7 protein-coding genes are annotated in these 6,404 nt (G+C 63.6%); 1 reads left to right on the top strand and 6 read right to left on the bottom strand.

Going from position 1 to position 6,404, the window contains the following annotated elements:
* Positions 1-33: 33 nt before the first annotated feature.
* From QZ213_RS22835 to QZ213_RS22825, 3 genes are all read right to left on the bottom strand, one after another.
* Positions 34-732: a cytochrome c biogenesis CcdA family protein gene (locus QZ213_RS22835; protein ID WP_291688353.1), complete on the bottom strand. Its 699-nt coding sequence runs from the start codon at positions 730-732 to the stop codon at positions 34-36.
* A gap of 252 nt (positions 733-984) precedes the next feature.
* Positions 985-1,164: a hypothetical protein gene (locus tag QZ213_RS22830; RefSeq protein WP_291688352.1), complete on the bottom strand. Its 180-nt coding sequence runs from the start codon at positions 1,162-1,164 to the stop codon at positions 985-987.
* A gap of 158 nt (positions 1,165-1,322) precedes the next feature.
* Entirely contained in the window at positions 1,323-1,934 is a 612-nt protein-coding gene (locus tag QZ213_RS22825; RefSeq protein WP_291688351.1) for a sigma-70 family RNA polymerase sigma factor, read from the bottom strand.
* Positions 1,935-2,550: 616 nt separating this feature from the next.
* On the opposite strand from QZ213_RS22825, the gene QZ213_RS22820 reads away from it, so the two are divergent.
* Entirely contained in the window at positions 2,551-3,045 is a 495-nt protein-coding gene (locus QZ213_RS22820) for a hypothetical protein (protein WP_291688350.1), read from the top strand.
* Positions 3,046-3,121: 76 nt separating this feature from the next.
* Here the strand turns inward: QZ213_RS22820 and QZ213_RS22815 are convergent, their stop codons facing one another.
* The 3 genes from QZ213_RS22815 to QZ213_RS22805 all read right to left on the bottom strand — a co-directional run.
* Positions 3,122-3,862 (bottom strand): response regulator, encoded by a 741-nt coding sequence (locus QZ213_RS22815; RefSeq protein WP_291688349.1) that lies wholly within the window; start codon positions 3,860-3,862, stop codon positions 3,122-3,124.
* On the bottom strand, positions 3,859-5,607 hold the full coding sequence (locus tag QZ213_RS22810) for a DUF3369 domain-containing protein (protein ID WP_291688348.1): 1,749 nt from the start codon (positions 5,605-5,607) through the stop codon (positions 3,859-3,861). The genes QZ213_RS22815 and QZ213_RS22810 overlap by 4 nt, the downstream gene beginning before the upstream one ends.
* Positions 5,577-6,404, bottom strand: an 828-nt coding sequence (locus QZ213_RS22805) for a HAMP domain-containing sensor histidine kinase (protein ID WP_291688347.1), incomplete at its 5' end; no start/stop codon positions are given. The genes QZ213_RS22805 and QZ213_RS22810, both read right to left, overlap by 31 nt.

Raw genomic sequence — 6,404 nt, 5'->3', positions numbered from 1 at the left:
GCGTCATGGAAGTCTCCTTGCGTTGCGGATTGTTTACAGGCCGATCTGGCCCTGCGGATAGAATGCGGTCAGCCACGCCACGATGACCGTGTCGTACTGGAAGTAGGAGAGAACCGCGAAGGCGATCACGACGACGCCGAAGCCCTGCTGCAGTCTTGGAGAAATCCGCGCGATGCTGCGGACGCGGGTGGTGACGGCCTGGCCGCCATACGCAATTGCCAGCATCGGGATCGCCGCCCCGATCGCGTAGACCACCAGCAGCGCGCTCGCGGAAGCAGTGTCCCTTGATGTGGCGACCACCGTCAGGATCGAACCGAGCACCGGGCCGGCGCAGGGCGTCCAGACCAGACCGAGCGTGGTGCCCAGGACAAAACCACCGATATTGCCGCGGCCCGAGGCGGCAGGGCCCGCGGCGGCGTCCGTGAGGCCATTGAGCCGGATCGTCAGCCATTCGAATGGCGCCGGCCAGACCATCAACAGTCCGAAGCCAAGCAGCAGGATGGCTGCGCCGGTACGCAAGGCATTAGGGTCGAAGTCGAAAATCTCGGTAATCGCGCTCAGCAACAAAGCCGCTGCGGAAAACGAGACGACAAACCCGAGTGCGATCATCGCCGGGCGCAGTCTGCCGGTCTGGCCGACCGAGGCGCCGAGCAGGATCGGCAGCATCGGCAGCGTGCAGGGCGCCGCCACGGTCACGATTCCGGCGAGCAGGGCAAGAACTAGATTGAGCATCAGGTGATTCCATTGAACTGCCGGCCATGCGGCCGCGCGTGAACGTCAATGGTCCTTCGGGATGCCGGGGCGCAGCGTTACTCGGCCGGCGTCACGTGTTCGTGAGGTTTCGCAGGCCGCCGCAAAGTCCCCCAAACACAGAGCGACCCGGAGGGGGGCATCCCGTCCGGGTCGTTGGAGGTGCTTGGGAGGCGAAGATCGGTGGAGGTGAAGATCGGTCGGTCAGAAAATCTGGTGGTGACAAAACTGGGCTCAGCGGATCACGCAGACCTCGCTGGGATTCTTGCTGCTGCAATCGGTGACCTGCTGATGCACCAGCATCGAACCCTGATCGCGCTGGACACGGGGAGCGGCGTTCTGGGCGGATAACGAGGCCAAGGTGCAGATCGCGCCGAGCGGAATGATGAAGAAGCGGAAGGACGGTCTGGTCATATTCTCACTCCTCTGCGGCGTTGGTGTTCGACTTGATGATTGCGGGTGTAACGGGTCAGTTTTTCCGCGTGATGTCTTCGATTGTTTCATTTGTTTCTTGGGTTGCGCCTCGTTAGCGGTCAAATCAGGCGCAACCCATTCAATTTGTTGAAATTACATCAAGCCGCCAGGCTGTCGACGCCGGCCCCCTTGAGCAGCTCGGCGAGCTGCTTGCGGGCGTAGAACATCCGGGTCTTCACCGTGCTCTGGGGGATGCCGATGATCGCGCCGACCTCCTCCACCGACTTCTCATGGTAGTAGACGAGGTTGATGATCTCGCGATGGGCCGGCGACAATTTTGCGACACAGGCGCGCAGGATCGCGCTGGTATTGCTGCGATCAAGCGAGGCTTCGGGCGTGTCGGCCTGGTCGGCGATCTCGAGCACGTCTTCCTGTTCGATGTCCTCGTGCCGCCGCTGACGCAGCGCGGTGAGCGCCTTGAAGCGGGCGATCGACAACAGCCAGGTGGAAACCTGGGAACGGCCCTCGAACTGCTTGGCGGTGCGCCACACGTCGAGGAATACCTGGCTGGTGAGGTCTTCGGCCATGGTGGCGTCGCGCACGATGCGAAGCACGAAACGATAGACCCTGACATTGTGACGCGAATACAGGATGTGCATCGCGGTTCTGCCGCCATCGGCAATGCTCTCCAGCAGCATTTCATCCGAGGTCGCCTGGGCGGCGATGATGCCTTGGCGGGCTGCGGCGTTGATGGCGATGACGTTCTGCATGACAGGCTCCCACTGGCCGCTGCGGTGCGGCGCTTCGTTCGGGCAGATTGTTAATGAGCCAACGTTTCGGGACGTCTGCACGCCAAGGGGAAAATGGTTTCGTGGGCGCGAGAATTGTTTCGTCGCGACGCCGCCGACGAAACAAATGGGCATGAAATGCCAGCAATTTGAAGGGGATGGGTTTTGGGACGATCCGCCCTTGAGCCTGCCGAAAAGGGCTTCCGGCTGGGAACCACGGCTTGATTCCCGCGTTTTGGCGCTTCGGCCGACGCGGCCGTGCTTACCTGAAGTTCACCTGGGGTCCTTGGCTCCCGCACAGGTCGAAAAGCAGATTCGCGGCCCGGCCGGTCGGTCCGAAACGATTCGACAAATCCACGCTGCCGCTGCGTCGATGTCGAAATCGGCGAACCGCGTCCTCATCGCTGGCGAGAGCTCCGTGCAATAGACGTCGCGCCAAGCGATGCGAAGCAACGAACCCAGCAACGATCCGCAGACCAAGGCGGATTTCTCAACGACGGAAGCAAAAAAAACCCGCGCCACGATTTGTCACACTGCGACCCCGGGCGATGTATAACATGCGTCCGAAGTTCATTGCCTCGATCGGGGAAGCCTTGTCATGAAGAATTCGATTCCAGGGATGGCGGCGGTTGTCGCTCTGCTCGCAAGCTTCGGCCCATCGGCCGTATCGGCGGCGCCGGTGACCCTGACCGGGCCGACGGCGCTCGCCGTGGCCGCAGTGGCGGCCCAATATTCGCCAGTCCTGAACCCCGGCGAAAGGAAAGTCATTGCCGGCCTGTTCGACGGCAATACCAAGATGAGCTATCCCATCAAGACAATATCGGTCGGTGTCGATGCCGTGATGTGCCGGATCAGCAACGTCGCCATCGCCGATCGCAGCTGCGAGATCGCCTTCAAGAAGGGTAAGCGGTCGCTGAAGGGCCGCGCGGCCAATGAAGTCTACGCCACGCTCGCGTCGGCGGGCGTCACTGCTGAAGGGGCGGCGGGCTCGATGACCGAAAACGTCTCGAAACTGAACTGCACGCTCGATCTCGGCAAGATCAAGCAAAACGACGGCAGCGGAGCCGACTGTTCTTGGGAAAGCGGAAAGTAGCAAGCCGCTGTTTTCATTACCTCTCCCCGCAAGGGCGGGGCGAGGGAGTGACTTGCCGCTCGCTCGGGTCAGTCGCTCACGCCTTCTCGCCTGCCGGTGAGAACAGATAGCCGCCGCCGCGGATGGTGCGGATCACCGCGGGCTTGGTCGGGTCGAGCTCGATCTTGCGCCGGATCCGCATGATCCGGAGGTCGACCGCGCGGTCGAAGGCCTCGGCGTCGCGGGCGTTGGCCAGTTCCAGCAGGCGCTCGCGCGACAGCACCCGCTTCGGATTGGCCGCGAACACCTTGAGCAGGCTGAATTCGGACGCGGTCAAGGGATGCTCGTTGCCCTCGTCGTCGCGCAGCGCCTGCGCCTCGAGATCGAGCCATTTGGTGCCGAACCGCACCAACTGGTCTTTCGCGGCTTTGGCGTTCGCGGTTTCCGGCGCGGACGCCGCCTTGGCGGGCGCGCTCCGCCGCAGCACCGAGCGGATCCGCGCCATCAATTCGCGCAATTCGCACGGTTTGGCGATGTAGTCGTCGGCGCCGAGTTCAAGACCGACCACCCGGTCGATCGGGCTCGCGGTCGCCGTCAGCATGATGACCGGAACATTGATCCGGCTTTTCAGGTCGCGGATGATGGAAAGCCCGTCTTCCTCCGGCATGTTCAGGTCGAGCACCACGAGATCGGGCACGGAAGTTTCGATTGCGCCGCGCAGGCTCCTGCCGCCGTCGCACAGCGTCACGGTAAAGCCGTGCATCTTGAGGTAATCGCCGACCATCTCGCGGGCCGGCGCCTCGTCGTCGACGATGACAATGTGCGGGCTCTGGCTCATGACATCTCGGTTGCGGGCAGGATTACTGTAAAGGTCGAGCCCTGTCCGGGCCCGGGGCTGTTGGCGTTCACCTGGCCGCCATGCATGTCGATGATGCGCTTGACGATCGACAGGCCGAGCCCGGTCGAGCTTTCGCCGGCGGTGGGTTTGGCGGAAAGCCGCTGGAAGCGGCCGAACAGCCGGCCGAGATCTTCAGGGCTAAGGCCGGCGCCTTCGTCGGCCACGCGGATGATGGTGTTGTTGCCCTCGTGCGTCACCACCACCGTGATCTTGCCGCCGATCGGTGAGTATTTGATCGCGTTGCTGATGAGATTGTCGATCGCCTCGCGCATCCGGTCGGCGTCGCACATGGTGACGAAATTCGGCGGCGCCGATACGGTGATGGCCTGCTGCTTGTTCGCGGCAAGCGGCTGGTTGGCGTCGGCGACTTCGTTGACGAGCCCTGCGATATCGACCGGCTCGCGGCGGATCGAGATATCGAAGGCATCCGCCATCGCGTCCGAAATCAAGTGATCGACCATCGAGGTCAGGCGCCTGGTGGCGTCGCGGATGTGCTCGACCTGGGCAGTGACGCTCTCCTTGGAAGCGGAGGCGGTGATCAGCTCCACCAGCATTTCGGTGCGGCCGAGGATCACCCCCAGCGGGTTCTTCAGATCGTGGGCGACGGTGCCCAGAATTTCGTTCTTGAAGCCGTTGGCGCGCTGCAGCCGCAGCCACTGCGACGACAGCCGGCGGTTGGCCTGCATCAGCGCGCGCGTGCGCTGGGCGACCCGGTCCTCGAGCTGGGTGTTGGCCTCCTGCAGCTGCTGATAGAGAATCACATTGTCGAACGCGATCGAAAGCCGGCTGCCGAAAATCTCGACCAGCGCCCGATCGGTCTCCGAAAGCTGGCGCTCGGCCTGCAGCAGCACGACCACCTCCCGCCCGCTGCCGGTCCGCAGATAGAGCACACTGCGGTGATCGGAGAATTCATTCTTGCGGCGCTGGAATGCCGCTTCGACCATATGGCGCAGATCCGGATCGAGCGCTTTCGAACTCGTCGTTCCAATGAAGCGGCTGTAGCAGCCGCTTCCGGCAAGCACCGAAAAATCCGAGCCCGAACTGCTGCCGTCGTCGCGCAGCACCAGGATGCCGGCGCAATCGACGTTGAGCAGCGACGCCAGCTGGGTCAACACGCCCTCGGCGAGCCGCTGCATCGATTTGAAATCGTACAGCGTCGAGGCGGCGTCGATGATGATTTCCAGTCCGCGCCTGGTCTGCACCATGCGCTCGAGCTGCTGATAGCTGCGCAATGCCGCGGTCAGCGAGGTGAACAGCTTGTCGGCCGTCAGCTCCGTCTTCGCCTTGTAGTCGTTGATGTCGTACTGGACGATGACGCGGCGCTCCGGCGCCTGGCCGGGCTGGCCGGTGCGCAGGATGATGCGGACCGTTTCGTTCCCGAGTTCGTTGCGGATGTATTCGACGAGATCGAGGCCGGCGGCGTCGGTCTCCATGATGACGTCGAGCAGCACGGCCGCGATATCGGGATGCGCGGCCATCAGCGTTCGCCCCTCGGCGGCCGAATAGGCCGACAGGATTTCGAGCGTCTGTCCATGCAGGCAGTAGTCGCTCAGCGCAAACCGGGTGCCTTCGTGCACGGCCGGATCGTCGTCGATGACGGCGACCTTCCATTTGCGCGCGGTCGAGGCCTCCGGAGCGGTTCCGGTATCGTCGATCAGGTGGAGGACATCGTCCTGTTCGGCCATTGAGGGGTCCCGTCGCTTGCCTGGTCTGCGGTTTCCGAGCCGCCCCTGGCGGTCCTCGGTATGATAATGCGAAATGTAGTGCCTTGTCCCAGCCTTGAATCCAGCATCATCCGGCCGCCGAGCTGTTGAGTGACAAGATTATAGACGATATGCAAGCCCAGGCCGGTGCCGCCCTCGTTGCGGCGGGTGGTGAAGAACGGGTCGAACGCCTGCCGCTGCACGTCCGGCGTCATGCCGGCGCCGTCGTCGGCAAAGATGATCTCGACATCGTCGGCGCCGCGTGGCCGCGCGGAAATCGAGATGGCGCCGGCGCGCCCGTCGGCGAACGCGTGACTGGCGGCGTTGAGGAACAGATTGGTCAGGATCTGGCCGTAGGAGCCGGGGTAACCGTCGATCATGAGGCCTTCCGGCACATCGACCGAAAGCGTGATCGGCGACCGCTTCAGCACCGGCTTGAGGCTGGCGATGATCTGGTCGGTCGCCTCGCTCAGGCTGAACTGGCGGCGCTCCGCATGCGAGCGGTCGACCGCGACCTGCTTGAAGGACTGGATCAGCTCGCCGGCGCGCTGCAGGTTCGCCACCAGTTGCCCTGCCGCGTCGCGCGAGGTCCTGACGAATTCCTCGAGCTGGGAGCGGCGCAGCGGCGAGTCCGACCGCAGTTCGGCCTCGAACATCTCCGCGCGGCGCGAGAAGCTGGACGCCACCGTCAGGCTGATGCCGATCGGGTTGTTCACTTCATGGGCGACGCCGGCGACCAGGCCGCCGAGCGCCGCCAGCCGTTCGGCGTCGATCAGGTT

It is taken from the genome of Bradyrhizobium sp. (assembly GCF_017881085.1).
Taxonomy (GTDB): Bacteria; Pseudomonadota; Alphaproteobacteria; order Rhizobiales; family Xanthobacteraceae; genus Bradyrhizobium.
This window is presented reverse-complemented; position numbering and strand designations above follow the sequence as displayed.